Source organism: Algibacter marinivivus (assembly GCF_003143755.1).
Classification (GTDB): domain Bacteria; phylum Bacteroidota; class Bacteroidia; order Flavobacteriales; family Flavobacteriaceae; genus Algibacter_B; species Algibacter_B marinivivus.
In genome coordinates, this window is sequence record NZ_QFRI01000002.1 from 606,264 (window position 1) to 630,352 (window position 24,089).

Below are 24,089 nucleotides of genomic sequence, written 5' to 3' on the forward strand. Positions count from 1 at the left end.
CAATTTTAAGTTGCGGTTTTTTTATGCCTTAACTGCAACTATAGAAATAATTATTATAGCTATTAAACATAAAGAAGCTAAACTCCAACTTAAAGTAACTCCAAAAGCTAGAAATAAAATAATTAACCATACTGGAGCTAAAGTTACAACAGCTGCAAATCTAAAAGTTGATAAAAACTCTATTTCTTTAATTCTTGGTTTTATTAAAAACTTCCATAAAATATAAGGGATTGGAAATATTAAAATTAAAAGGAATTTAGAGAAATACTCTAAAAACATGTTTCGTCTTACCTTCTTTATTTTACAATCTTTAAAGTTAAAGTCTATGCATGCATTAACAGCTTTCGGGTTTAAAAAATCAGTTTCCATTAACTTTAACTTCCCTAAAATAACTTCATAATCGTCTTTTGGAATATTTGTAGTTAATTGAGAGATTTCAGATTGAATTTTAGACTTCAAACTAACTACATCATTATTTTTATCTCCTGAAATATAATTTTTAGCTTCAATTGTTTTTCCAAAATAAATTGCAGTACTATCGGGAAATTTTACAGCATCTTGATAGTTTAATCCAACAGGAAGCAACTGTAAATCTATATTAGGGTATTTTTCAAAAGTGTTTAAAACTATTCTTGTAAAACCTTTGCTTAACGGTCTTACTCTTCGCATTAAATTATGATTGCCTTCAGGAAAAATAACAACACATTCCTTTTTATTTAAAAGCTCAGAGCAGGTTTCAAAAATAGCATTGTTATTACTTAAATTACCCCAACCATCTCTAACTCTATAAACTGGGAGCATTTGTAAACTCTTCAATAATTTTGCTACAAAAGGTTTTTGAAAAACACCAGCTCTAGTCAAGAAATAAGAATATCTATTTGATTTTGTAGCAATCAATAGAGCGTCTAAAAGCGCATTTTGATGATTGCTTAATAGCAAAACGGATTTGTTTTTAGGAATATTTTCAATACCAAAAACTTTAATCCTTCTAAAATAGAAAAACATTCCAGCGCTTATATAAGCTCTAACACATAATAACCAAATACGTCTCAAATCTGTTCTTTTTTTCTAGACCAAAAAAAGGCTAATAACAATCCTGATATAATATGCCATATTCCCCAAAAAGCTGCCAGAATTGCCATTCCACCTAAATCATTAAAAAACGAAAAAATTAATAACAAGCCTAGACCAGAGTTTTGTATTCCCGTTTCTATAGCTAATGTTTTTTGATTTTTAAAAGATAGTTTAAATAACTTCGCTATACCAAAACCAAGTAAAAGTGCCAATATATTATGCGCAATTCCCAAAGCTAAAACATGATGTATGTATGTATTAAAAACATCTATATTTTTTGAAAAAGCAATAACAACAATTGCTACAAATACCAAAATGGATAATGGCTTTAAGAATTTAGATAACTTTATTGCTAAAAGTGGACATTTAAACCGAAGTAACATTCCCAAAACCAGAGGGATTCCTAAAATAAGTAATACGAGTTTCACCAATGCAAACCCGTCTAATTGAACTGTTTTTAATATCTCAGCAGTAGGTTCGTATAATCCACTATAAAACTGAAAGTTAAATGGCGTCATAAACATAGCCAAAAAGGTTGCAAATGCTGTCAAGCTAACTGATAATGCCGTATTTCCTTTTGCCAAATGCGTCATGAAGTTTGAAATATTACCACCAGGACAAGCAGCAACCATTAGCATTCCTAAAGCAATACTAGGTTGTGGCTTAATTAAAACAACTAAAAGAAACGATGCAAGAGGTAATAATATAAATTGACATAAAACACCCAATAAAACTAACTTAGGCTCTTTGAATAATTGCTTAAAGTCATTTATAGTAATGTTTAGAGCTACTCCAAACATAACAACTGCAAGAGCAATATTCAACACCCATAATCCGCTACTATCAAAATTTATCTGAACTGCATCTAGGTCTTCCATAAATTAATTTACAGGTGTTCCGTTTTTAACTTTACTTTCTGGGTTTAATAGTATAACATCTTTACCATTAACAGCACCAAGCACTAAACATTCACTCATAAATTTAGCAATTTGCTTTTTGGGAAAGTTAACTACTGCAATAATTTGTCTATTTAATAAATCTTCTTTTTTGTAAAGCGTTGTGATTTGTGCAGAAGATTTTTTAATACCTAAATCTCCAAAATCGATAGTTAGTTGGTAAGCAGGGTTTCTGGCTTCAGGAAAGTCATTAACTTCAATTATGGTTCCTACTCGTAAATCTACTTTAGTAAAATCTTCAAAAGATATTGTATCGCTCATTTTTTAAAAATACAAATAATTACGAACTTTGAAGAAATTAAAATTATGGCTAGAACACCTTCAAATATGCTTCCACTAGGAACCACAGCTCCAGATTTTTCGCTATTAGACACCGTTTCTGATGCAGTTTTAAAATTGAATGATATTAAAGGTGAAAAAGGCACAGTTATAATGTTTATCTGTAACCACTGTCCTTTTGTGATTCATGTAAATCCTGAATTGGTTTCTATTGCAAACTTATATACTAGTAAAGGCTTGAGTTTTATTGCTATTTCTAGCAATGACGCTGTTAATTATCCACAAGATTCTCCAGAAAAAATGAAACTTCATGCTGAATCTGAAAATTATCCTTTTCCCTATTTATATGATGAAACACAGGATGTCGCAAAGGCTTATGATGCAGCTTGCACACCTGATTTTTATGTTTTTGATAAAGATTTAAAATTAACTTATAGAGGGCAACTTGATAATTCTAGACCTGGAAATGGTATTCCAATAACAGGCAAAGATATGAGACACGCTATAGATTGCTTACTTGAAGGTAAAGACAATACACAAACCCAAAAACCAAGTATTGGTTGTAATATCAAGTGGAAATCTAGCTAAGTTTTAATTGCCAGATACCAATGTTTTGCCATTCTCCAAACTTCATACCTACTTCTTTCAGGTTAGCTACCTGCTCGAAACCTAATTTCTCATGAAGTTTTATACTTGCATCATTAGGAATAGTTAAAACACCGAGAACTGAATGTAAATCTGTTTTTTTGAGTAATCTAATTAATTCTTCATATAACTTGGTTCCTATTTGCTTGCCATGTGCTGTATGCTTTACATATACAGTAGATTCTGCTACAAAATCATAGGCGGGTCTTGGTCTAAATCTGCTTCCATAAGCATATCCTAAAATTTCATTGTTTTCCTCATAAACGATATAAGGATAATTAGGAATTATATGATTTAACTTTTTAGTAAAAGTCTCAAGCGATAAAGGCTCAATATCAAAGTTTGCAGTTGTATTTATAACATAATAATTATAAATTTCTAACAATTCTTGAGCATCATCAATTTTAACTGGTCTTATCATTTACAACCAACCTTTACGTTTCATTACGTTTTCAATATGTGCATAATGGTGGTTACTATGCCACGCATAATTACCAACATTATAACTAAGTAATACCTCACTATTACTTTCTGGGTGAATAAAACTCTTCTTTAAATCATCTTCAGATAATGATTTTAAAAGATTTACTAATTTATAATGTATCGCTTTTAAATGCTCTATTGACATTTGGATAGGTGCTGATTTACTATCGCTTAATTCTGCCCAAAGTGCTTCATCATAAGCTTTTATAACAGGTTTATCTTCTGTTAATGCCCATTTAAAACGTGTATAACTATGATGATGACTATCAGAAACATGGTGAACCGTTTGTCTAATAGTCCACCCACCAGGTCTGTAAGGTGTATCTAACTGCTCTTTAGTTAGATGTTTTACAAGAGCTTCAAAACGAATAGGAAATTGCTCTAAAGTTGTTATCCAGTCTTCAATATGTTGTTTAGAAAGATTTGTTGGATATTCAAACTGTCCTATAGGATATTTTAGTTGTTCTAGTTCTGAAGCATTCACGAGACATAATTTTTAAGTGAACCTCTAAAATAAGTATAATTTACGATTATGCAACCTCAGCAGTTCCTTTTTTAGCCCAATTAATTGCAGAATATAATGAGCTAAAACTTTTAATTTTATTTTTAAAAAATAAACTTTCTACCATTAAATTGAGTTTTCCAACAGGGCTATCTGAAACCACATAGTACCCTTTTAAAAAGTAACTATTCTTGAAAAATTTTAACCAATCCATAGCGACTACTGCATAAGAATTAATACGATTGGAAATATAAATTAAATCGCTTCCATCAGTACCTAAAAAGCAAGATACATCTTGTACGATTTGATTAGCATGTTCACTCCAACTAAAGTTAACACCAGATTTTATCTCAGATACTATAAAACCTTTGAAAATGAAGATATCACCAAAAGAATAATTGAGTTCTTTTAGTACTTCTGATTTTAAGTGGGTTTGGTTGATACTAATCACAAAGCGAAAATAAATATCATTTTCGCCTTGTTAAAATATAATCGATAATTAATATAATTAAACGTTATGCTACCAAAACAAACAAGACACCTTAAAAAAGGTGTCTTGTTATCGAGTTTATATATTCTTTATCGATTATTTCACATCCATTAACTCCACATCAAAAACAAGTGTAGCATCTGGTGGAATAACACCACCTGCACCAGCACTTCCGTATCCTAAATGACTAGGAATTACTAAACGTGCCTTATCTCCTACTTTTAATAAGCTAATCCCTTCATCCCATCCTGGAATAACTTGACCAACACCTAATGGAAAATCTATTGGTGCGTTACGTTTGTATGACGAATCAAAAACAGTTCCGTCTGATAACTGACCTTTGTAGTGTACAGAAACAGTTTGTCCTTTTTCTGCTTTAGCACCAGAACCTTTTTGGATAATTTGGTAACGTAAACCACTATCGGTTTTATCAAAACCAGTTGCTAGTTTATCTAATTCTGCCTCAGCAGTAGCTTTTGCTTCTGCTATTCTTTTAGCTCTTGATCCTTCAAAAGTTCTAAATGCTTCAATAGCGTTATAACCTTCTGCATCTGCGCCTACTCTTACTATTTCTAAACTTTCAATTTTATCACCTTGAGCAATAGCATCAACAATATTTTGACCTTCTACTACTTTACCAAAAACGGTATGTTTACCATCTAACCAATCCGTAGCTGTATGCGTGATGAAAAACTGACTTCCGTTTGTTCCTGGGCCTGCATTTGCCATAGATAACACTCCTGGGCCGTCGTGTTTTAAATCTGGGTGAAACTCATCATCAAACTGGTAACCTGGATTTCCAGCTCCTGAACCTTGTGGGCATCCCCCTTGAATCATAAAATCTGGAATCACTCTATGGAATTTTAAACCATCATAATATGGTGTGCCTTGAGCTTTTACTTTGTTTTCTAAATTACCTTCAGCCAAAGCAACAAAATTACCTACTGTTCCTGGTGTTTTTTGGTACTCTAAAGCAACAAGAATCTCTCCTTTTGTTGTATTAAATTTTGCGTATAATCCGTCTTGCATTGTTCTATTTTTTAATAAGTTGCAAATATATAAAACATACATAACTAAAACTTAATACTTATACAAAATCATAACATGTATATCACATTTATCCTTCTTACTATATATAGATAAAATTTCATGAAATGATTTACTACTTTAGTTTTGCTCTTATTAATTATAATTCTAGTTTTACAAAAAACGTAATACAATGAAATTTGGTTTAAATAAAATTCGTGCTGCTTTTAGTGATAAGAAACAAACTCATAATGAAAATCAAATAGATGATATTATTAAGTCTATTGATGAAGAAGCGTTTGCTGTTTCTGAAGAAAATGTGTTATTTGGAAAAACCTCCGAACTTGGAGGCTATTTTTATGTAATAACCATTATAGTAGGTGCTTTTAAAATTAAAACTAATAAAGGTGCTAAACTTGCATTAAAGGGTCAGGATTTTGATTTGGTTTTAAACTCAGATATGGATGAGTTTGAATCTGACCACTCTTATATTAATAATAGATATATTACCAGAATAGATTTCCAAATTGAAAAAGAAGATGTTGCTAATTTTGATAAAAATAAGATTACTGCTTTAACCTTGAGTGTTAAGAAACAAGAGGTTGTTTTTAAGACGCTTTAAGCTGAAGATTTTAGTTTACTTTACTACTTGATTTTGTCAGAAAATTTTTCTAAATTCGTTTAGAATTGGATATAAAACACATGTACAGAGCTTCTTTTAATATTAAAATAATTTCATATCCACTGAATATTATATAAGATATGAAAAAATCACTTCAAATATTTATAACAATCGCTTTAATTTCAAGTTTCTTGTTTTCTCAAAACCAGAAAATGGAAAATAATATTAAATACTTTGACGAAAACTATAACCCAATTTTAAAAACGGAATATGAAAACAGAAAATGGGAAAACGGATTATTAAGTATTCAAGGAGATTCTATTAACCATAAAATTCTTTCTGTAAGGGAAAATCGGGGAACTATAGAAAACAAAAAAAAACTTGATTCATTGCTAACTTCAATCATAAATAAAAAAATTGATTCATCTAAAACAATAGTAATTATTTATTACCCAGGAAAAGACCTTTGTAATTCAAGTGGTTCTGCTTCAAAAAGTTACATAAAATCTTGGTTTAAGAGACTTGAAAAAAAACTGTATAAAATAACTCAAACGAAACCTATATATATTTATAAAGACAAAGAGGGTCTTGAAAAATATGGGAATGGGGTAATGAATTGGTATAAAGACCCTAATGAAATAATTGAAAAACTCTTTTTTAAGTACCATTATCCGTGTAGCAGTTTTGTAACCATCTCAAAAAAAGGAGATTTCATTAGTTATTTTGGAGAGTTCTCCAAAGAATACGTTTGGAAATCAGCTGAAATATTAACAAAATAATGTTTAGATTAGTTTGCTACTTCGCTAATGAATTTGATACGGTATAGACGGAGTTCTTCATCGTCATAATCACCATCAAACTCATCGATAGCTGCGTCTATATCATCTGTTTCGGATTCCATAAAGTAATCGTGGATTTCTTCTTGTTGGTCTTCATCCAAGATATCATGCAACCAATAATCGATGTTTAATTTAGTGCCTGAATAAACGATGACTTCCATTTCTTTAATAAAATCTTCCATAGACATACCTTTTGAAGAGGCAATATCGTCTAGCGGTAATTTTCTATCTACATTTTGAATGATATATAGCTTGTTTGCAGAGTTGCTTCCGGTGGATTTTACCACCAAATCGTCTGGACGAATGATATCATTTTCCTCAACATAGTTTGCAATAAGGGCTACAAAATCTTTACCGTATTTTTTAGCTTTCCCCTCGCCTACACCGTGTACATTACTTAACTCGGTAAGGTTTATTGGGTATTTCAAAGCCATATCTTCTAAGGATGGGTCTTGAAAAATAACGAATGGCGGTACACCTAACTTTTTTGCGCTCTTTTTTCTGAGGTCTTTTAACATGCCCATTAAAACTTCATCAGCAACAGCTCCTGCACCTTTTGCTGCAGTAATTATTGAACCATCCTCTTGCTCACCTTCAAAAATATGATCTTCGGTCATCATGAAAGACACTGGTTTTTTTATAAAGTCTCTACCAGAATCATGTAACTTAATTACACCATAGGTTTCTATATCTTTTTTTAGAAAACCTGATACTAGTACTTGCCTTAAAAGCGCCATCCAGTACTTATTATCTTGGTGTTTTCCTGCACCAAAAAAGGGTTGTTCGTTTGTTTTATGGGAGTTAATCAGGGCGTTTTCTTTACCTATTATAACGTTTACTAAATCTTTAGATTTATATTTTTCATTCGTGTTATCTATCGTTTCTAGTAGAAGTTTTACATTGTCTTTGGCTTCCACCTTCTTTTTTGGATGTCTTACGTTATCATCCATATCACCACCATCACCTGTTTTGGTATCAAACTCTTCACCGAAATAATGAAGGATAAATTTTCTTCTGGAAATAGAAGTTTCAGCAAAAGCGACCACCTCTTGTAATAATGCTTGACCTATTTCTTGTTCTGCTACAGGTTTTCCAGACATGAATTTTTCTAATTTTTCTATGTCTTTATATGCGTAGTAAGCTAAACAATGGCCTTCGCCGCCGTCTCTACCTGCTCTACCCGTTTCTTGATAGTAGCTTTCTATACTTTTAGGAATATCGTGATGGATTACAAATCGTACATCGGGTTTATCAATCCCCATACCAAAGGCAATGGTTGCAACCACAACATCTACATCTTCCATTAAGAATTTATCTTGATGGCTAGAACGTGTTTTAGCATCTAAACCTGCATGATAGGGCACTGCATTTATGCCATTTACTTGAAGTACTTGTGCTAATTCTTCAACACGTTTTCTACTTAAACAATAAACGATACCAGATTTACCTTCGTTCTGTTTTATAAAACGAATAATATCTACATCTACATTTTTTGTTTTTGGCCTTACTTCATAATATAAATTAGGTCTGTTAAAGGATGCTTTAAAAGTTGTTGCATCTCCAATCCCTAAATTCTTAATAATATCTTCTTGAACCTTTGGTGTTGCTGTAGCTGTTAAACCAATTATTGGAATATTATCGCCTATACGTTTTATAATATGACGTAGATTTCTGTACTCTGGTCTAAAATCATGTCCCCATTCACTAATACAATGCGCTTCATCTATGGCCATAAAAGATATTTTTACGGTCCTTAAAAACTCAACGTTTTCTTCTTTGGTTAAAGATTCTGGAGCTACATAAAGTAATTTAGTAATCCCATTAGTGATATCCTCCTTAACCTGCTTAATTTCAGTTTTATTTAATGAAGAGTTTAACACGTGTGCTACACCATTTTCTTTTGACACACCTCTTATGGCATCTACTTGGTTTTTCATTAAAGCAATTAGCGGAGAAACAACTATTGCTGTACCTTCTTGCATTAAAGCGGGTAATTGGTAACAAAGAGATTTACCACCGCCTGTTGGCATAATAACGAAAGTGTGATTTCCTGATAGTAAACTTTCTACAACATCTTCCTGAAGTCCTTTGAATTTATTAAACCCAAAATATTTTTTAAGAGCAGCATGCAAGTCACTTTTTGTTATTGACATGAATTGTATAAAATTATTATTTGATTAAATCTCTAAATAGCAGAAATATTGGTTGATTAATTTCATATGGCATTTAGAGAACCCTCATATTTTTTTCGTTAGTTTTGTAACGAATTTTCAAATTACAACAAAATTCAATTTGATTTACACTAAAGATAACAAAATCTTTAAATATCAACTCAAAAATAATAAATTTTGAAAGACAAAAGTTCTATTATTGATATTGCGAGACAAACTATTGAAATGGAAAGTAAAGCCATTTTAAACTTGTCGAGTTTAATTACAGATGATTTTGCAGAGGCAACACAACTTATTTACAACTCTAAAGGGCGTGTTATAATTACGGGAATTGGTAAAAGTGCCATTATAGCAAACAAAATTGTAGCTACTTTAAATTCTACAGGAACACCTGCCGTTTTTATGCATGCCGCAGATGCCATTCATGGCGATTTAGGACTTATACTTAAAGATGATGTTGTAATTTGTATTTCGAAAAGTGGAAATACTCCTGAAATTAAAGTACTTGTGCCTTTAATTAAGAGCGCAAAAAATAAAATGATTGCCATTACTGGTAATACAGACTCTTTTTTAGGACAGCATGCTGATTTTATACTTAATGCCTATGTCGAAAAAGAAGCATGCCCGAATAATTTAGCACCCACAACAAGTACTACAGCACAACTTGTTATTGGTGATGCATTAGCGGTTTGTTTGTTAGAATTACGCGGTTTTTCTAGTAACGATTTTGCAAAATATCATCCTGGAGGTGCTCTTGGGAAGAAACTATATTTACGTGTTCAAGATATTTCTTCTATAAATGAAAAACCCAAAGTAACCCCTACAACTAGCATTAAAGATGTTATTGTTGAAATTACAGAAAAAATGCTTGGTGTTACAGCAGTTGTTGAAAACGATGTTATTATAGGTATTATTACCGATGGTGATTTACGTAGAATGCTAAGTAAAGTAGACAACTTTTCTAACTTAACAGCAAATGATATTATGAGTGCTAACCCTAAACGTATTGATGGCGAAGCTATGGCTATTGATGCTTTAGAAGTTATGGAAACAAACGAGATTTCTCAGTTGCTAGTTGAAGAAAATGGCAAATACTCAGGTATTGTTCATTTACATGATTTGATAAAAGAAGGCATTATATAATGGCAAAGAAGAATATTAATGAGATGTCTTTTTTAGATCATCTTGAAGATTTACGATGGCACTTAATTCGAATAATAACTGCAGTTGTTATTGTTGCTACCTTGGTTTTTATTTTTAGTCGTTTTGTTTTCGATCAAATTATTTTTGCACCTTTAGATATGAGTTTCCCTACTTATAATCTATTGTGTCAAACTGCTAAATTTATTGGTGTAGATACTACATTTTGCGCAGAAGAAATGCCAATGATACTCCAAAACCGTACTATGGCAGGACAGTTTTCTGCAGATATTTGGACAGCCATTTTGGGCGGTTTCATTATCTCTTTTCCTTACGTTATATATCAGTTATGGAAGTTTATTAGTCCAGGTTTACATAGTAATGAGCGTAAACATTCGCGTGGTTTTATCATTATTTCTTCTATGCTCTTTTTTATTGGAGTACTTTTTGGCTACTATATTGTAACCCCTTTATCTTTAAACTTTTTAGCTAACTATAGTATTTCCACTAAGGTTGATAATCAAATAGATATCAGTTCTTACATCGCATTAGTAAGATCTTCCGCTTTGGCCTCAGGCCTAATTTTCGAGCTACCAATCATCATCTATTTTCTAACCAAAATAGGGTTGGTAACCCCCGAAATATTAAGAAAATATAGAAAATACGCTTTAGTAATTGTTTTAATTCTTTCAGCAATTATCACACCTCCAGACATTGCAAGTCAAGTTATAGTAGCCATTCCTATTTTAATTCTATACCAAGTAAGTATTTATATTTCTAAAGTTGTTATTAAGAATCAAAAGAAAAAAGAAAAACAACTTGTCTAAAATTAGTAAATTATAAGGAAGAAAAATAAAATTAAACATTCCGTTATTATAGTGTATATGATTTTACTACTTTTAGCGTTCAGTATATAAAATATGATTTTAAAAGCCGAAAATTTAATGAAGTCCTATAGCGGACGAAAAGTAGTGAAGGATGTTTCTCTTGAAGTAAACCAAGGTGAAATTGTTGGATTATTAGGGCCAAATGGTGCTGGAAAAACAACATCTTTCTACATGATTGTTGGTTTGATTAAGCCAAATGGTGGTCATATTTTTTTAGATAACACTGAAATTACTAAATACCCCATGTACAAGCGTGCACAGAATGGTATTGGATATTTGGCGCAAGAAGCTTCAGTATTCAGAAAACTTAGTATTGAAGATAATATTTTAAGTGTATTACAACTTACAAAACTTAGTAAGAAGGAGCAACATGATAAAATGGAATCGCTTATTGAAGAATTTAGCTTAGGTCATATTCGTAAAAGTCGTGGTGATTTATTGTCTGGTGGAGAGCGCCGTAGAACTGAAATTGCTCGTGCTTTAGCTACCGACCCAAATTTTATTCTTTTAGATGAACCTTTTGCTGGAGTTGACCCTGTTGCTGTTGAAGATATTCAGCGTATTGTAGCTCAACTTACCAAAAAGAATATTGGTATTCTTATTACCGATCATAACGTACAAGAAACCCTAGCCATTACTGATAGAACATACCTAATGTTTGAAGGTGGTATTTTAAAACACGGTATTCCTGAAGATCTTGCTAACGATGAAATGGTTCGAAAGGTTTATTTAGGGCAGAATTTTGAATTGCGTAAAAAGAAGATTCGCGATTAAAGCCACTTATCAAATTAAACTAAATTAAGGTAGAAAAACCACTTGCTGATTTGCCCGCGTTAGGGATTGTAGTGGATAGCCCAGATCCCGATAGCTATCGGGAGAGGTGCGAGGACTTGGAACGAAACATTTATGTTCATGAATTCAAAAATTTAAAATAGAAATGCATGAATAAAAGCCCGACCCTTTAGGGTAACGCCCAAATTATTAATTCTTATCACTTACCTCCTGCTCCTGCAACAACTTTTTCTGGTAGCGCCCTTGAACAACATCAACAATTACTAGAACTACAATAACAAAATAGAAGGTTGTTTTACTCATAGGCACAATTTCGTTATCAAAAATCTTTAAATGCGCTAAATGTCCACCCTCGGTAACTAACATAATACCAACAATAAAGAGTATAAATAACCCTAATACTTCATACATTCTATTTTTAGCTAAAAACGCAGAGATTCTATCTGCTAATATAAGCATTAATAATCCGCTAAATACTATAGCTATTGCCATTATAATAAATGCTGTTGTAGAATTTTCAATAGAACTTGTTAATCCAATAGCTGCTAAAATAGAATCAAAAGAAAACACTAAATTCATGATAACAATACTAGTAATAGCGGCATTTGCAGATTTCATTCGTTTTGAATCACCTTCAACATCATGACTTAAGTCTTTGACTGAAATCATGTGCCAAATTTCTTTAATAGCAGTGTAAATTATAAAACCACCTCCTGCTAATACAATTATACTGTGTCCGTTAAAAGCAAACTTCAAAACATCATCAATACCTCCAGTTAAAAAAGAAAATGGCTCTTGGAAGAAATCTATAATTGATACCAGTACAAAAAGCAATACAATTCTTAGCGCAATAGCAATTAAAATACCCACTTTTCTAACGCGTTTTTGATCAGAAATAGGCGCCTTTTTACTTTCAAGAGATATGTATAATAGGTTGTCAAATCCTAAAACAGCTTGTAAAAGCACTAACATTAATAGTGTGAAAATGTTTTCTAACATGAGTTTTAATTTATTTTGAGGTTGAATTGTCTAAAACAGACATGATGATGTAAAGTAATATGATAATTGGAATTGCTGCAAATTGTAAAACAATTAGAAGTACAATACACAAAATTATAAATACGTAACGGATAGCATTATCTTTAAAACTATAATTTTTAAACTTCAATGCAAATAACTTTATACCAGAATTAAGTAAATAACAGCTTAAAAAAGTAAGACCTATTAAAAACCATTTATTAAGAATAATAGCATTTATAGCGTCGCTGTTCTGAAATTCAATAATTAATGGTATAGAAATAATTAATAACGTATTTGCGGGGGTTGGTAAGCCTTTGAAAAAACCTTGCTGATCTTCATCAATATTGAATTGTGCTAGTCTATAAGCAGAAGCAAGTGTTATTAGCAAACCCAATAATGGCAAAGTTGCTATTTTAAATCCTTCAAATCTAACGATAGAATCCCAATCATTTGATATTTCAGGCATATCAACTGTTAAGCTTAAAAGTTTGTACATGAAAATACCTGGAACTAATCCGCTAGTTACCATATCTGCAAGCGAATCTAATTGCAAACCCAATTCACTTTGAACATTTAGCTTTCTAGCTGCAAAACCATCAAAAAAATCAAAAAATATACCCAGAAACACAAATATAGCTGCAGAAACAAAATTGCTATTAACTGCAAGAATAGTAGCAATACAACCGCACAAAAGGTTTAAAAGTGTAAGTGCATTGGGTATTTGTTTTTTCATATTCTGTATTTTAATGTTGTAAAAATAACAAACAAATTGAGTCTAGAGCAATATCTATTATATTTTGAAGTTTTAAAGAATGTAAATTATGTGCATCTTTGTAAAAAAATTGCGATTGAGACTTTACATCACCACATTATTTTGTGTTTTATCTGCTTCTTTATTTAGTCAAACAGTTAGAAAATATTCTAATGAGTTTATGAATATTGGTGTGGATGCTGCTGCATTGGGTATGAGTAGCGCTGTTACATCCCACACATCAGATGTAAATGCAGGATATTGGAACCCTGCAGGCTTATTAAAACTTGAAGACAATCAACTTTCTTTAATGCATTCTAGTTATTTTGCAAACATAGCAAACTACGATTATGCAGCTTATGCAATGCCTTTAGATGATAGAAGTGCTGTTGGGATTTCCTTAATTCGCTTTGCAGTTGATGATATTTTAAACACCACGCAACTTATTGATGCAGAAGGCAATATAAATTATGATAGAATCAGTTTGTTTTCCACTGCAGATTATGGTTTAACATTTTCATACGCTAGAAAGCTACCTGTTCAAGGTTTAAATTATGGCGTAAATGCAAAAGTGATTAGAAGGGTTATTGGAGATTTTGCTTCTTCATGGGGATTTGGTTTAGATGTTGGTATTCAATTTGAAACAGATAACGATTGGAAGTTTGGTATTATGGCAAGGGATATTACTACTACCTTTAATGCTTGGGCTATTGATGAAGATGAATTTGCAACTATTAGTGATGCTGTTGAAGGTCAGAATCAAGAACTACCAGAAAGTACAGAAATTACAATACCAAAACTACAAATAGGAATTTCTAAGTTAGTCGATTTTAATTTTGATTATACGCTACTAACCGCTGTTAATTTGAATGTTCGTTTTGAAGAAAATAACGATATCATTTCAACATCGTTTGCAAGTATTAATCCTGCGTTAGGTTTTGAGTTTGGCTATATAGATATGGTTTACCTAAGAGCTGGCATGGGTAACTTTCAAAATGAATTACAGATTGATAACAGCGAACAATTAAGTTTTCAACCTAGTTTTGGCTTAGGCTTTAAGTATAACGGTATTCAAATTGATTATGCCTTCACTGACATTGGCGACCAAAGTGTAGCACTTTATTCTAATGTGTTCTCTTTGAAACTTGATTTTAGTATCTTTAGATAATGCAAAAAAAATTACTTTTTATATTTCTTCTTTTATTTGTTGAAATAACTATTGCTCAACAAAATAAATTATCTCTACAAGCAGAAATAAGCGTATTAACAGTTGGCCCTGGAACATCTTTAAATGATGCTTTTGGACATAGTGCTTTCAGGATTAAAGACCATAAAAAAGGACTTGATGTGGTTTATGGTTATGGTGAATATGATTTTGATGCGCCTAATTTCTATTTAAAGTTTGCACAAGGAAAACTAAATTACCTAATAAACAAGACTAATTTTACTAGATTTCATCAAATATACACCTACTTCAATAGAAGCATAAAAGAGCAAGTTTTAAACCTTAATCAATCTGAAAAGCAGAAACTTTACGATTATTTAATAAATAATTACAAACCAGAAAACAGACGCTATTTATACGAGTTTTTTTATGATAACTGTGCAACAAAAATTAAAGACGTTAGTAATATAGCTTTAAACAATACCATTACTTTTAATAACCCTGAAGACTACCAAGACGCTACATTTAGAACACTTATTCAAAATAACTTAAATAGAAATTCTTGGGGTAGTTTAGGGATAGATTTAGCTTTAGGCTCTGTTATAGACAGGAAAGCCTCTCCTGAACATCATATGTTTTTACCAGAAAATATATTTAAGTTTTTTGAAAAGGCAAAAATTAAAAATACTGGTAAATCACTTGTAAAAGAAAGTGTTGTTTTATACTCTAAAAAGGAAACTAAAAAAGCTAGCAACTTTCTATTGAGTCCACTTTTTATTTTAGGTATAATTGGAATACTAATAGTTTACATAACCTACAATGATTACAAGAAAGAGAAGAGAACTAAATGGCTTGACGTAACCTTATTTTTAATAACTGGCCTAATAGGTATTATGATACTATTACTATGGTTTGCAACGGATCATACTGGTACGCATCAAAACTATAACCTGCTTTGGGCCTTTGCACTAAATATTTTGATGATTGGCCAACTTTTAAAAACAAAAGCAAATACTTGGTTTGTAAAATACATTAAGCTATTGATTATTCTACTTTGCCTTTTAGTGTTGCACTGGAGTATTGGCGTTCAAGTTTTTGCCATTGGGTTAATCCCGTTATTAATAGCACTATTTATAAGGTATATTTTCTTAGTAAAACACTACAATAAACTTTAACTGAGACTGAGACTGAGACTGAGACTGAGACTGTAAACTAAATTACTGCCCTCTAAAGAAAATAACTGTACTCATCGTTTTTATTAAAATATTCATGTCTAAAAAGAAGCCTCTGTGTTTTATGTAGTACAAATCGTATTGAAGTTTAAGTAAACTATCATCTATCGATGCAGCGTATCTTGTTTTTACCTGCGCCCAACCAGTTAGACCAGGCTTAACTATATGTCTAGTCTCATAAAAAGGCAACATTTTAGACAACTCTCTTACAAAAAACGGACGTTCTGGTCTAGGACCAATTAAACTCATATCCCCTTTCAAAATATTAATAAACTGTGGAATTTCATCTAATCTAGAGTGTCTTAAAAATTTACCAAATGGAGTTACTCTTACATCTCCTTTTTTAGCCCATTTGATACCCGATTGTTCAGCATCTTTTATCATGGTTCGGAATTTTATAATCTTAAAAAGGTTTCCGTTTTTACCAACTCTTTCTTGTGAATAAAATAGTGGTCCTTTATTACCAATAAAATTTCCTAACAAAATAAATGGCAAAAATATTAATCCTATTAAAACACCAATTAATGAGATTAAAACATCAAATAAACGATGATAAAATAAATAAAGCTTGTTCTGATTATTTCTACTAAAAGGGAAATATTTATAAAAATCTTTACCTACAAATTGAACTGGTATACGCTGTGTTAAGTCTTCGTATACTTGAGTATATTCGTTAATTGGAAAACCTTCTTCTAATAATTTTATAAGTGTATAATAGATTTCTGAAGTGATATTCTCAGAGCTATAGCTTGCCACTACAACTTCTGATAAATTTTCTTGTTTTATAACATCTCTTATATGCCTCGGTGCATATTCTTTAATTCCATTGAACTTAACAGCAGACATTTTGTCTTTTTCACAATTAACAAATCCAACTATTTTATAATTAGGATCTGAACTTTTAAAAGCCTCAACAATGGTTTCAATATTAGACGTTTCTCCAATAATTAAAACCTTTTTATAAAACCTAGGAGAAACTATAAACGTAATATAAGCTAATCGCCATAGAAATAAAGCTAAAAGAATAGCAAAATAAAAGAATACTATTTGCAACCTATTATCTGGTAAAACAGGTGTGTAATATGGCGTTAAAAGATAAAAAAGCACTGTTATTGAGACTGTAAAAACGATTCCAGAAGTAATTTTTTCAATTTTACTTGACTTTTGTAAATCGTAAAGCTCAAAAACTGTAGCAAAAATGGATATATATAAAACTAGTACTAAAACCCATGTCCAATTTTCTTTAGTAATTGTAAAATAGTCAAAATCGAAGCTATTACTCACTAAATAAAGCACAAAAAGAATAGAAAGCACATCAAAAATACGCAAGAGAATTTTCCTCTCAGAGATATTAAAATGTATACCGCTTTTAGCCATTCTTTAGGGAGTTGTTAAGAATGCATAAATATAGCAAGTAATTTCATTGTTTGTTAATTATTTCAACAGTTTAATCCAATGGTTTTTAACAATTTCCCAATCAAATTGTTCTACATAATCTCTACCCTCTTTAGCTATTTGATTCGTTTTTTCTGGTGAATTAGTGAGGTTAATGATTGTATCAACAAACAGATTAGATGCTCCAGACTCAACTAGAAAACCATTTTTATTATGTTGAATTAGAAACGACAACCCTCCAACGTTAGTTGACACCACTGGTAAACCTAGAGCCATAGCTTCAATAACGCTAACAGGCATGTTGTCAAAATTTGTAGTATTAATAAAAATATTAAAATTTTTTGATAATTTAATCCACTCTTGTTTAGTCAGTTTTCCTCTAAAATCGACTTTAACACCTAATTTCTCTGCATGTTTTTTTGTTTCTAACAAACTTCCATCTCCATCAGGACCAACCATACAAAGTTCTGCCTCTATATTTTTATCTTTAAGCACCTTTAAAACATCAATAGCCAACAAAGGATTATAAATTTTTGAAAAAGAACGCACCCATAGCAATTTTATACTATCAAAAGTTCTTTCTTTAAATAAGTAATTTTTAATCTCTATTGAATTAGGGATACAAACAATATTATTGTAACCCAAACTTTTAAAATTTGATTCAGTGTAAGCTGAAGGGGCAATATTTACATAGGCATTATTAAAAATTGCTTTGGATAACCTAGGCGTATTTTTTAACCTATTTGGTAAACTACCACCATGTAGAATAGGAATATATTTTAATTTCAATACTCTACACCATTGACTCACAAAATAAGCATAGTAAAAATTTAATGTGCTATAGGTGTCAATTAACACATAATCGGCTTGTTTTCTGTATCTAAAGCAAGTCCATATCATATCTAACAACCTAATAACTAAATTCTTTTTACTAGAAGCGCAATAGATATTATAACCACTTTCTTTAAGTAACTTACCCAATATATCAATTGAAGTCAAGTTTGCACCTTCCTTAACTCCAGACTTATTTCCTATGTATATTAGAGTTTTCATTGATTGGCTAATATTAAACACTTTTCTTTTTTAATACTTTTCTTTTTTTTATCGAACCAGATTTATATTGAATATCCAACAAGCATAATCCGTAAACAAATGCGGGTGCTGCTATACGCATAGATGAATGATTAATAGTTAAAAACCAAAAAAGGTAAAGTGAATAGAAGAAAACATTCGTCCTATTTCGTATTCGAAAAAGTAAAGGAGCAATTAATAAAATTATGAAAGCTGCCATTCCAAACAAACCATGTTCTGATAAAATTCTGCTCATTTCGTTATGAGATGCAGCTTCAATACCTTCACTTTTCTGTCTAAGTTCTTTTATTTTACCTACTCCTACACCTAAAACTGGATTTTTCAAAAATTCATCAATTTCAAAAGAAACTAAATCTGCCCTACCTGTTGAAATATCAGCCTTTTCTCTACCTAAAGCATCTCTGTTAGTATAGCGTTTATCTATTAACCCACTAGTTTGAATTGATGAAAACAACCAAATCAATAATCCGATACTTAAAAAAAGAAAAACGGTTCTGCTAATTCTGAATTTTGCTTTCACGTTTACTTTTATAAAATAGAAATAAACAAAAGCTACAATCATTATCAACGCTACTATTACACCTCCTCTACTAAATGTTACTATGGCTCTATAACTAATTGCTGATACTAATAACCCATTAATAATTTTTAAAAACAAAGACGGGGAAAGCATAAAAAAGCGAATACTAAAAATAAACATTCCTAAACCCAAAACGGTAGCTACTTGATTAGGACCAAAACCTCCTGAAGCCGCAAAATTAGATCCTGTACCTGTTACAGTATCTCTAATACTAGGTGCATAAACAAATAAATACGTTGTTATGGTAACTAAAGGCAATGCCATAGCCAACAATACTTTATGCATACTTTGGTAGGTTAATTTTTGCTTATAACAGAATATAGATACAACACCTAAACACACAGGTCCACTTAAATTAAACGCTATTGCAGTACGAATAGTAGTTTGTTCTGTCATGTTAAAACCTGCTACTAAAATCCCTGGAACAAGTAAAAAAATATAGACAATGTAAGGTATTGGTTGTTTAAGCCTGATACCTAATATTCCAATCAAACAAAAAAGAATTACTAAATATTTTGATGTTTCATAAAGTAAGCTACCTCCAGTCATTCTTAAAAACACCTCAGCACCAACTACATAACTACAAGCCATTAAAACATGTAATACTTTTTGAGAAGGCTTACTTTTAATAATTCTATTAGAAAAATAAAGAAAGATTACTAACAAGTAAACTTTTGATAGAACTCCAAAACTAAATATGGCAATTCCTATAAGAATATGCAAAAATATAAGTTTTATGTAATTAGAGTTTTTCAAATTATTTGATGATATCTTTATAAATTTTAATGATTTTTTCTAATTGAGATTTTTCTGAAAAATGCTCTTGAATATAATTTTTATAGTGCTTAGAATATTCATTTCGAAGCTTTCTATTGTCAATATATTTAATTAAAGTATTATATAACATTTTATAATCTAAAGAATTGATTAAAAACCCATTAACATTATTTTCAATAACATTTTTACATTCTCCTACATCAGTAGCAATTACAGCTAAACCTGCCAAACCATACTCGAGTAAAGCAATTGGCAAACCTTCTGATTTTGAAGATAAGACACCTATTTCACATTGACTCAAAACATAATAAATATCAGGTTTACTGTCATAAAAAAATACAGATCTACTTAAACCTAATGTTTTTACTTTAGATTTAACTTTCTTAGAATACTCATCTTGAAAATCTTTACCGATACAATGCAAAGTCCAATCTGGATAAAGATTATTAACGCTTTTAAAAGCTTCAACTAATGTAAAATGATCTTTTTGAGGTCTTAAATTTGCTAAACATACAATACGTTTCCCAGAAACACCATTAAGTTTTGTTTCAGACAAATTTTTATCAACAGAAGCAAAATTAGGTAAATAGCTTACGCTTCTTGCATTAAGTTTACGTTTTGCCCAATTTTCCAAATTTCTATTTACACTAAATACATGTGAAAAATATTTTGAACAAAATTTTAATATGCCATTTTTTCTACTTTCCAAAAACTCACTATTTCCATAATGATCATGCCATATAATCGATGTTTTTTTATTAGAAATTTTAACTATTGTAGCTAAAAAAAATGATGTGGAATGCGCATGAATTATATCTATATTATTAGTTTTAACAAACGTACTTAACCTTTTAATTACCTTAAAATCAATTGTTTTTTGCTTATTCAGAAACAGATAATTAACATTATCAGACAAACCCTCTTTCAACAATCCTTCTTTCCTTGTTGCGCATAAAAATGACTTCTCTATTTCAGCAGACAAAACATTAGCTAAATTAACAGCAACGCGTTCAGCACCCCCAGTTTCTAAAGAATCTATTAATTGTAATACACGCATTTGTAATTATAATAATTTAACAATCTCAGACTCAAACTTATCCAATGTATACTTTTGAGACCAAACAAACGCCTCTTCAGACATTGTTTTTAGGAGCTCTGGATCAACCAAACACCTCTTAACAGCTTCTACTGCATTTTGCAACTCAAAATCTATTAAAACACCTCTTTTCCCATAATCTAACATATAAGGCACGCAGGAAATTGAAGTTGAGATAGGAATTACACCAAAAAACATCGCTTCAGCTATGGCTTTTGGCCAACCTTCTGATTTTGATGCTAAAATTAAAAAATGAGCTTCTTTCAAAGCTCCTTTTATAGTTTCTTTGCTCTGATTCCCTAATAATTTGATTTTATTCTGTAAAGTTTTTTCGTTTATATAAGCTTTTAAAGCTTTTTTCAAAATACCATCACCATACAAATCCAAAGACACATTATAACCAAGCTCATTTAATTTCTCAATAATTTGAATAGCAAACAACGGGCGCTTCCCTTCAACTAATCCTCCAACAAAAACAAATTTTAGTTTACCTGAATAATCCCTATGTGCTCTTATTTCTCGTTCTTCATTAGCATAACTTGCCGTAAAAAAAGGCTTTATGTTTTTTGTTTGATTTTCCCAATCACCATAAACTAATGCAGTCATATTTTTGGTTAAAAATGTATTTGAAAGTATACGTTTTTGAAACTTATAGCTCACAGGTTGAACAGCTTCTGGATCCCAATTCCCAGCGTATTTAGCTGTTTTAATTTTCTTTGGAAAAAAAATTTGAACTATACTCCCGAGCAAACCAATATTTCCAGGACATCTTAAATGAATATGATCCGCTTTTTTACAAGCACTGAAAATTTTAATTAAGATTATGGGTAATTTAATTATGGAAAAAATCAATTTTTTTATATTCGTAAACTCTATTGATGGTATTTCATTAAATATCAGGTTATCATGATTATAAGGCAAATCAATTACAGTTTTGCTTCTAGTACTTTTTGGGGCAATTAAAAGCACTTCATCTACATGCTTCAACCAAATATTCATCTCTCTTACATAAGGTGCGTAAGCTGATATTTCATCATCTTTAAATTTATGAGCAACATGCGTTAAGATTAAAAATCTCATGGATTTACCTTCGGTTTATTGAAAAGTAAAGATAGCCATCCTACCTTTCTTCCCAAAGTTTCCGTAAAGGCTTCTTTTTTATCTTTTGTTGTAAACACATTTAAAAATCGAATAGTTGTCAACAATAAAACAGTTAAGCTCCACTTTACCTTCGCTTTAAAATTTGGTTTCTCATATTTTACCCGCCATACATACCAACCGTTTCTTACCACCATTTTCCCATATTTAAATTTATTTGGTCGTCCTGATGCATCATGGTGATGAGATAATTCCGCACTGGTATTCACATACAGTTTCCCAAGTTTAGCTATTCTTAGAGAAAAATCTGCATCTTCATACAATCCATAACCTTCAAAATAGGTTGAAAATGATAAGTTATCAAAAATGGACTTTTTATAACTAGAAACCCCTCCCATAATTAATTCAACAGGATACACTTTACCAGAAGGCGGCAAAAAGCCAATAGACCTACCGTGAGCAAAAGTTGGCAAAACACCTGGAGGCGTATCAGGTTCCAAACCAAACTTTTTTCTAAGCTTAAATCTAGAAGGCTCCTTTCTTTCCCAACCATCAAAATAAAACATATTAGCATTTCCTTGTTTAGAAACTTTCTTCCACACGACCTCATTAGCAATATAACCACCAACAGCAAGAGCATCTGGATGCAAACTATATGTACTAATTAAGTTTTCAAAATAAGCTGGTGTTAAAACAATATCATCATCAAGAAAACAAATTATCTCCGAATCTTTAGAAACTAGATTCACACCATAATTACGTTGTTTAGTTAACCCCCTTTGCTCTGGTTTAACTTTAAAATATTTTAAGTTATTAAAATGATTTTGCTTTAATATAACCTGAGTTTCATCATTTGTTGACCCATCAATTATTAATATTTCATTTGGATACAAGCTTTGATTTCTAACAGAAATTAATAGCTTAAGCAATGCTTGAGATCTTAAATAAGTACAAATTATTAATGAAAAATTTTTAGTCATATCATTTTAATTTATTCTTAAAACTATCATGTACAACCTTAAAAAAAGCTTCTCTGTTTAAGTAATTCTTCCATAGTAACCTATTACTTTCTTGTAATTGAGTAAAAGCTTTATCATCCAATTTATTATGAAATTCTATTATCTTTTCAACCATTCTATCATCTTCAGATTCATCAATAATTAAAGAATGCTGATTCCAATCAATTACACCTGATAAAGGTAATCTACAATCGGTATTTATTAGTATAGGAATTCTACCAACAGCTAAAGTTTCATAAAATCTAACAGAAAAATTACCAGCACCTCTCAAGCAAAATGTATATGGATTAGTATATAAGTTATTGTAAAACTCATTTGTTGTCAATAATTTCTCTTTAGCGGTTCTAACTCCTGCTCTATAAGATTTTCTTAAAATAAAATTTGATTTAAGCGCTTTTGATTTTGATAATGCATTTAAATAACTAGCCCTTTTAATACTTGATGGGTAAAATGATTGATAATCTTTCTTTTCTTTAAATAGAATGCGTTTTACATTACTCTTAATATAGCTTAAAAGCTCTTTAAAATACTTTTTTGCTCCAGTATTGGCATGACCTACAAAACCAATTTTTGGAGAATCAACCTTGTCCAAGGTCTTAAAACTTGAATTTAAATGTGCCTTATAAGGATCATTTATAAATGAGGGCATTATTATGGTTCTTTCATTCAATTTACTATGAAAACCACTTAATCTGAAATTGTAAATAGTTTTATCTTTTAATGAAAAACCAAAATCGCCACCGGAATATACCCAAAGATTTTTTTTTAGAGACTTAGCTTTATTATGTATATCTATTACTTCTCTTTTATAGAATTTTAAAGCATAAGTATATTCTAAAGGTGAAATAAAAATATCCGCACTATTAGCATCTTCAACTATTACATAAATGTCACTCAAGTATTTATTTTGAGTAAAATGCAAATCAAATAATAAGGGGAAAACGTAACTACGATTCTC

25 protein-coding genes are annotated in these 24,089 nt (G+C 30.8%); 8 read left to right on the forward strand and 17 right to left on the reverse strand.

From position 1 onward, the window contains the following. Positions 1-21: 21 nt before the first annotated feature. From DIS18_RS11105 to DIS18_RS11115, 3 genes are read right to left on the reverse strand one after another with little or no spacing between them, the layout of a single operon-like run. Positions 22-1,053, reverse strand: coding sequence for a lysophospholipid acyltransferase family protein (locus DIS18_RS11105; RefSeq protein ID WP_245925673.1), 1,032 nt, complete (start codon positions 1,051-1,053; stop codon positions 22-24). Then, a complete protein-coding gene (locus DIS18_RS11110) occupies positions 1,050-1,952 on the reverse strand; it encodes a bile acid:sodium symporter family protein (protein ID WP_109353128.1) in 903 nt (300 codons plus the stop codon). Before DIS18_RS11110 ends, DIS18_RS11105 begins: the two co-directional genes overlap by 4 nt. A gap of 3 nt (positions 1,953-1,955) precedes the next feature. Continuing rightward, positions 1,956-2,291, reverse strand: coding sequence for a tRNA-binding protein (locus tag DIS18_RS11115; protein ID WP_109353129.1), 336 nt, complete (start codon positions 2,289-2,291; stop codon positions 1,956-1,958). A gap of 45 nt (positions 2,292-2,336) precedes the next feature. Between DIS18_RS11115 and DIS18_RS11120 the strand changes: the two genes are divergently transcribed. After that, positions 2,337-2,897, forward strand: coding sequence for a thioredoxin family protein (locus DIS18_RS11120; RefSeq protein WP_109353130.1), 561 nt, complete (start codon positions 2,337-2,339; stop codon positions 2,895-2,897). On the opposite strand, the gene DIS18_RS11125 is transcribed toward DIS18_RS11120, so the two are convergent. The 4 genes from DIS18_RS11125 to DIS18_RS11140 form a co-directional block, all read right to left on the reverse strand. Then, positions 2,890-3,375 carry a GNAT family N-acetyltransferase gene (locus DIS18_RS11125; RefSeq protein WP_109353131.1) on the reverse strand — a complete coding sequence of 162 codons (486 nt, stop codon included), beginning with the start codon at positions 3,373-3,375 and terminating at the stop codon, positions 2,890-2,892. The genes DIS18_RS11120 and DIS18_RS11125 overlap by 8 nt on opposite strands. Beyond that, positions 3,376-3,921, reverse strand: a complete 546-nt coding sequence (locus tag DIS18_RS11130) for a YfiT family bacillithiol transferase (RefSeq protein WP_109353132.1) — start codon at positions 3,919-3,921, stop codon at positions 3,376-3,378. Positions 3,922-3,967: 46 nt separating this feature from the next. Next, on the reverse strand, positions 3,968-4,390 hold the full coding sequence (locus tag DIS18_RS11135; RefSeq protein WP_109353133.1) for a hypothetical protein: 423 nt from the start codon (positions 4,388-4,390) through the stop codon (positions 3,968-3,970). Positions 4,391-4,525: 135 nt separating this feature from the next. Continuing rightward, positions 4,526-5,458: a peptidylprolyl isomerase gene (locus DIS18_RS11140; protein WP_109353247.1), complete on the reverse strand. Its 933-nt coding sequence runs from the start codon at positions 5,456-5,458 to the stop codon at positions 4,526-4,528. A gap of 190 nt (positions 5,459-5,648) precedes the next feature. Between DIS18_RS11140 and DIS18_RS11145 the strand changes: the two genes are divergently transcribed. Both DIS18_RS11145 and DIS18_RS11150 read left to right on the forward strand, forming a co-directional pair. Continuing rightward, entirely contained in the window at positions 5,649-6,077 is a 429-nt protein-coding gene (locus tag DIS18_RS11145) for a hypothetical protein (protein WP_109353134.1), read from the forward strand. 140 nt (positions 6,078-6,217) lie between these two features. Continuing rightward, entirely contained in the window at positions 6,218-6,856 is a 639-nt protein-coding gene (locus DIS18_RS11150; RefSeq protein WP_109353135.1) for a hypothetical protein, read from the forward strand. A gap of 8 nt (positions 6,857-6,864) precedes the next feature. Here DIS18_RS11150 and DIS18_RS11155 read toward each other — a convergent pair whose 3' ends face one another. Beyond that, positions 6,865-9,069: a RecQ family ATP-dependent DNA helicase gene (locus DIS18_RS11155; RefSeq protein ID WP_109353136.1), complete on the reverse strand. Its 2,205-nt coding sequence runs from the start codon at positions 9,067-9,069 to the stop codon at positions 6,865-6,867. A gap of 243 nt (positions 9,070-9,312) precedes the next feature. On the opposite strand from DIS18_RS11155, the gene DIS18_RS11160 reads away from it, so the two are divergent. The 3 genes from DIS18_RS11160 (at position 9,313) to lptB (ending at position 11,888) form a co-directional block, all read left to right on the forward strand. Next, entirely contained in the window at positions 9,313-10,230 is a 918-nt protein-coding gene (locus DIS18_RS11160; RefSeq protein WP_425428179.1) for a KpsF/GutQ family sugar-phosphate isomerase, read from the forward strand. Then, positions 10,230-11,054 (forward strand): twin-arginine translocase subunit TatC, encoded by an 825-nt coding sequence (tatC, locus tag DIS18_RS11165; protein ID WP_109353138.1) that lies wholly within the window; start codon positions 10,230-10,232, stop codon positions 11,052-11,054. Before DIS18_RS11160 ends, tatC begins: the two co-directional genes overlap by 1 nt. A gap of 93 nt (positions 11,055-11,147) precedes the next feature. Further along, a complete protein-coding gene (gene lptB / locus DIS18_RS11170) occupies positions 11,148-11,888 on the forward strand; it encodes an LPS export ABC transporter ATP-binding protein (RefSeq protein ID WP_109353139.1) in 741 nt (246 codons plus the stop codon). A gap of 207 nt (positions 11,889-12,095) precedes the next feature. On the opposite strand, the gene DIS18_RS11175 is transcribed toward lptB, so the two are convergent. Both DIS18_RS11175 and DIS18_RS11180 read right to left on the reverse strand, forming a co-directional pair. Continuing rightward, positions 12,096-12,905 (reverse strand): TerC family protein, encoded by an 810-nt coding sequence (locus DIS18_RS11175; protein WP_109353140.1) that lies wholly within the window; start codon positions 12,903-12,905, stop codon positions 12,096-12,098. A gap of 10 nt (positions 12,906-12,915) precedes the next feature. Then, a complete protein-coding gene (locus DIS18_RS11180) occupies positions 12,916-13,659 on the reverse strand; it encodes a CDP-alcohol phosphatidyltransferase family protein (RefSeq protein WP_109353141.1) in 744 nt (247 codons plus the stop codon). Positions 13,660-13,774: 115 nt separating this feature from the next. Here DIS18_RS11180 and DIS18_RS11185 point away from each other — a divergent pair, with 115 nt between their 5' ends. Together DIS18_RS11185 and DIS18_RS11190 are read left to right on the forward strand one after the other, a co-directional pair. Beyond that, positions 13,775-14,845: a putative type IX sorting system protein PorV2 gene (locus DIS18_RS11185; protein WP_483860583.1), complete on the forward strand. Its 1,071-nt coding sequence runs from the start codon at positions 13,775-13,777 to the stop codon at positions 14,843-14,845. After that, positions 14,845-16,017 carry a lipoprotein N-acyltransferase Lnb domain-containing protein gene (locus tag DIS18_RS11190; protein WP_109353142.1) on the forward strand — a complete coding sequence of 391 codons (1,173 nt, stop codon included), beginning with the start codon at positions 14,845-14,847 and terminating at the stop codon, positions 16,015-16,017. The genes DIS18_RS11185 and DIS18_RS11190 overlap by 1 nt, the downstream gene beginning before the upstream one ends. 42 nt (positions 16,018-16,059) lie before the next feature. On the opposite strand, the gene DIS18_RS11195 is transcribed toward DIS18_RS11190, so the two are convergent. Genes DIS18_RS11195 through DIS18_RS11225 form a run of 7 tightly spaced genes read right to left on the reverse strand, consistent with a single transcriptional unit; the run spans position 16,060 to position 24,029 of the window. Further along, positions 16,060-17,451 (reverse strand): sugar transferase, encoded by a 1,392-nt coding sequence (locus DIS18_RS11195; protein WP_109353143.1) that lies wholly within the window; start codon positions 17,449-17,451, stop codon positions 16,060-16,062. A 57-nt stretch (positions 17,452-17,508) separates the two neighbouring features. Further along, the gene (locus DIS18_RS11200; RefSeq protein WP_109353144.1) at positions 17,509-18,522 is read right to left on the reverse strand and encodes a glycosyltransferase family 4 protein; all 1,014 of its coding nucleotides are present in this window, start codon (positions 18,520-18,522) and stop codon (positions 17,509-17,511) included. Between the two features lie 13 nt (positions 18,523-18,535). Then, positions 18,536-19,864, reverse strand: a complete 1,329-nt coding sequence (locus DIS18_RS11205; RefSeq protein WP_245925674.1) for an O-antigen ligase family protein — start codon at positions 19,862-19,864, stop codon at positions 18,536-18,538. Between the two features lie 34 nt (positions 19,865-19,898). Next, complete coding sequence (locus DIS18_RS11210) at positions 19,899-20,975, reverse strand: glycosyltransferase (protein WP_109353145.1); 1,077 nt, start codon at positions 20,973-20,975, stop codon at positions 19,899-19,901. Between the two features lie 6 nt (positions 20,976-20,981). Further along, positions 20,982-22,094 carry a glycosyltransferase family 4 protein gene (locus tag DIS18_RS11215; RefSeq protein WP_109353146.1) on the reverse strand — a complete coding sequence of 371 codons (1,113 nt, stop codon included), beginning with the start codon at positions 22,092-22,094 and terminating at the stop codon, positions 20,982-20,984. Further along, a complete protein-coding gene (locus DIS18_RS11220) occupies positions 22,091-23,092 on the reverse strand; it encodes a glycosyltransferase family 2 protein (RefSeq protein WP_109353147.1) in 1,002 nt (333 codons plus the stop codon). The genes DIS18_RS11215 and DIS18_RS11220 overlap by 4 nt, the downstream gene beginning before the upstream one ends. Position 23,093: 1 nt before the next feature. Next, on the reverse strand, positions 23,094-24,029 hold the full coding sequence (locus DIS18_RS11225) for an exostosin domain-containing protein (RefSeq protein WP_181364036.1): 936 nt from the start codon (positions 24,027-24,029) through the stop codon (positions 23,094-23,096). Between the last annotated feature and the right edge of the window lie 60 nt (positions 24,030-24,089).

Bases quoted from the DNA above. Each gene is read 5' to 3' on its own strand.
- DIS18_RS11110 (WP_109353128.1), bottom strand. From the start codon at position 1,952: ATGGAAGACCTAGATGCAGTTCAGATAAATTTTGATAGTAGCGGATTA.
- DIS18_RS11115 (WP_109353129.1), bottom strand. From the start codon at position 2,291: ATGAGCGATACAATATCTTTTGAAGATTTTACTAAAGTAGATTTACGA.
- DIS18_RS11120 (WP_109353130.1), top strand. From the start codon at position 2,337: ATGGCTAGAACACCTTCAAATATGCTTCCACTAGGAACCACAGCTCCA.
- DIS18_RS11125 (WP_109353131.1), bottom strand. From the start codon at position 3,375: ATGATAAGACCAGTTAAAATTGATGATGCTCAAGAATTGTTAGAAATT.
- DIS18_RS11140 (WP_109353247.1), bottom strand. From the start codon at position 5,458: ATGCAAGACGGATTATACGCAAAATTTAATACAACAAAAGGAGAGATT.
- DIS18_RS11145 (WP_109353134.1), top strand. From the start codon at position 5,649: ATGAAATTTGGTTTAAATAAAATTCGTGCTGCTTTTAGTGATAAGAAA.
- DIS18_RS11150 (WP_109353135.1), top strand. From the start codon at position 6,218: ATGAAAAAATCACTTCAAATATTTATAACAATCGCTTTAATTTCAAGT.
- DIS18_RS11155 (WP_109353136.1), bottom strand. From the start codon at position 9,069: ATGTCAATAACAAAAAGTGACTTGCATGCTGCTCTTAAAAAATATTTT.
- DIS18_RS11160 (WP_425428179.1), top strand. From the start codon at position 9,313: ATGGAAAGTAAAGCCATTTTAAACTTGTCGAGTTTAATTACAGATGAT.
- tatC (WP_109353138.1), top strand. From the start codon at position 10,230: ATGGCAAAGAAGAATATTAATGAGATGTCTTTTTTAGATCATCTTGAA.
- lptB (WP_109353139.1), top strand. From the start codon at position 11,148: ATGATTTTAAAAGCCGAAAATTTAATGAAGTCCTATAGCGGACGAAAA.
- DIS18_RS11175 (WP_109353140.1), bottom strand. From the start codon at position 12,905: ATGTTAGAAAACATTTTCACACTATTAATGTTAGTGCTTTTACAAGCT.
- DIS18_RS11180 (WP_109353141.1), bottom strand. From the start codon at position 13,659: ATGAAAAAACAAATACCCAATGCACTTACACTTTTAAACCTTTTGTGC.
- DIS18_RS11190 (WP_109353142.1), top strand. From the start codon at position 14,845: ATGCAAAAAAAATTACTTTTTATATTTCTTCTTTTATTTGTTGAAATA.
- DIS18_RS11195 (WP_109353143.1), bottom strand. From the start codon at position 17,451: ATGGCTAAAAGCGGTATACATTTTAATATCTCTGAGAGGAAAATTCTC.
- DIS18_RS11200 (WP_109353144.1), bottom strand. From the start codon at position 18,522: ATGAAAACTCTAATATACATAGGAAATAAGTCTGGAGTTAAGGAAGGT.
- DIS18_RS11210 (WP_109353145.1), bottom strand. From the start codon at position 20,975: ATGCGTGTATTACAATTAATAGATTCTTTAGAAACTGGGGGTGCTGAA.
- DIS18_RS11215 (WP_109353146.1), bottom strand. From the start codon at position 22,094: ATGAGATTTTTAATCTTAACGCATGTTGCTCATAAATTTAAAGATGAT.
- DIS18_RS11220 (WP_109353147.1), bottom strand. From the start codon at position 23,092: ATGACTAAAAATTTTTCATTAATAATTTGTACTTATTTAAGATCTCAA.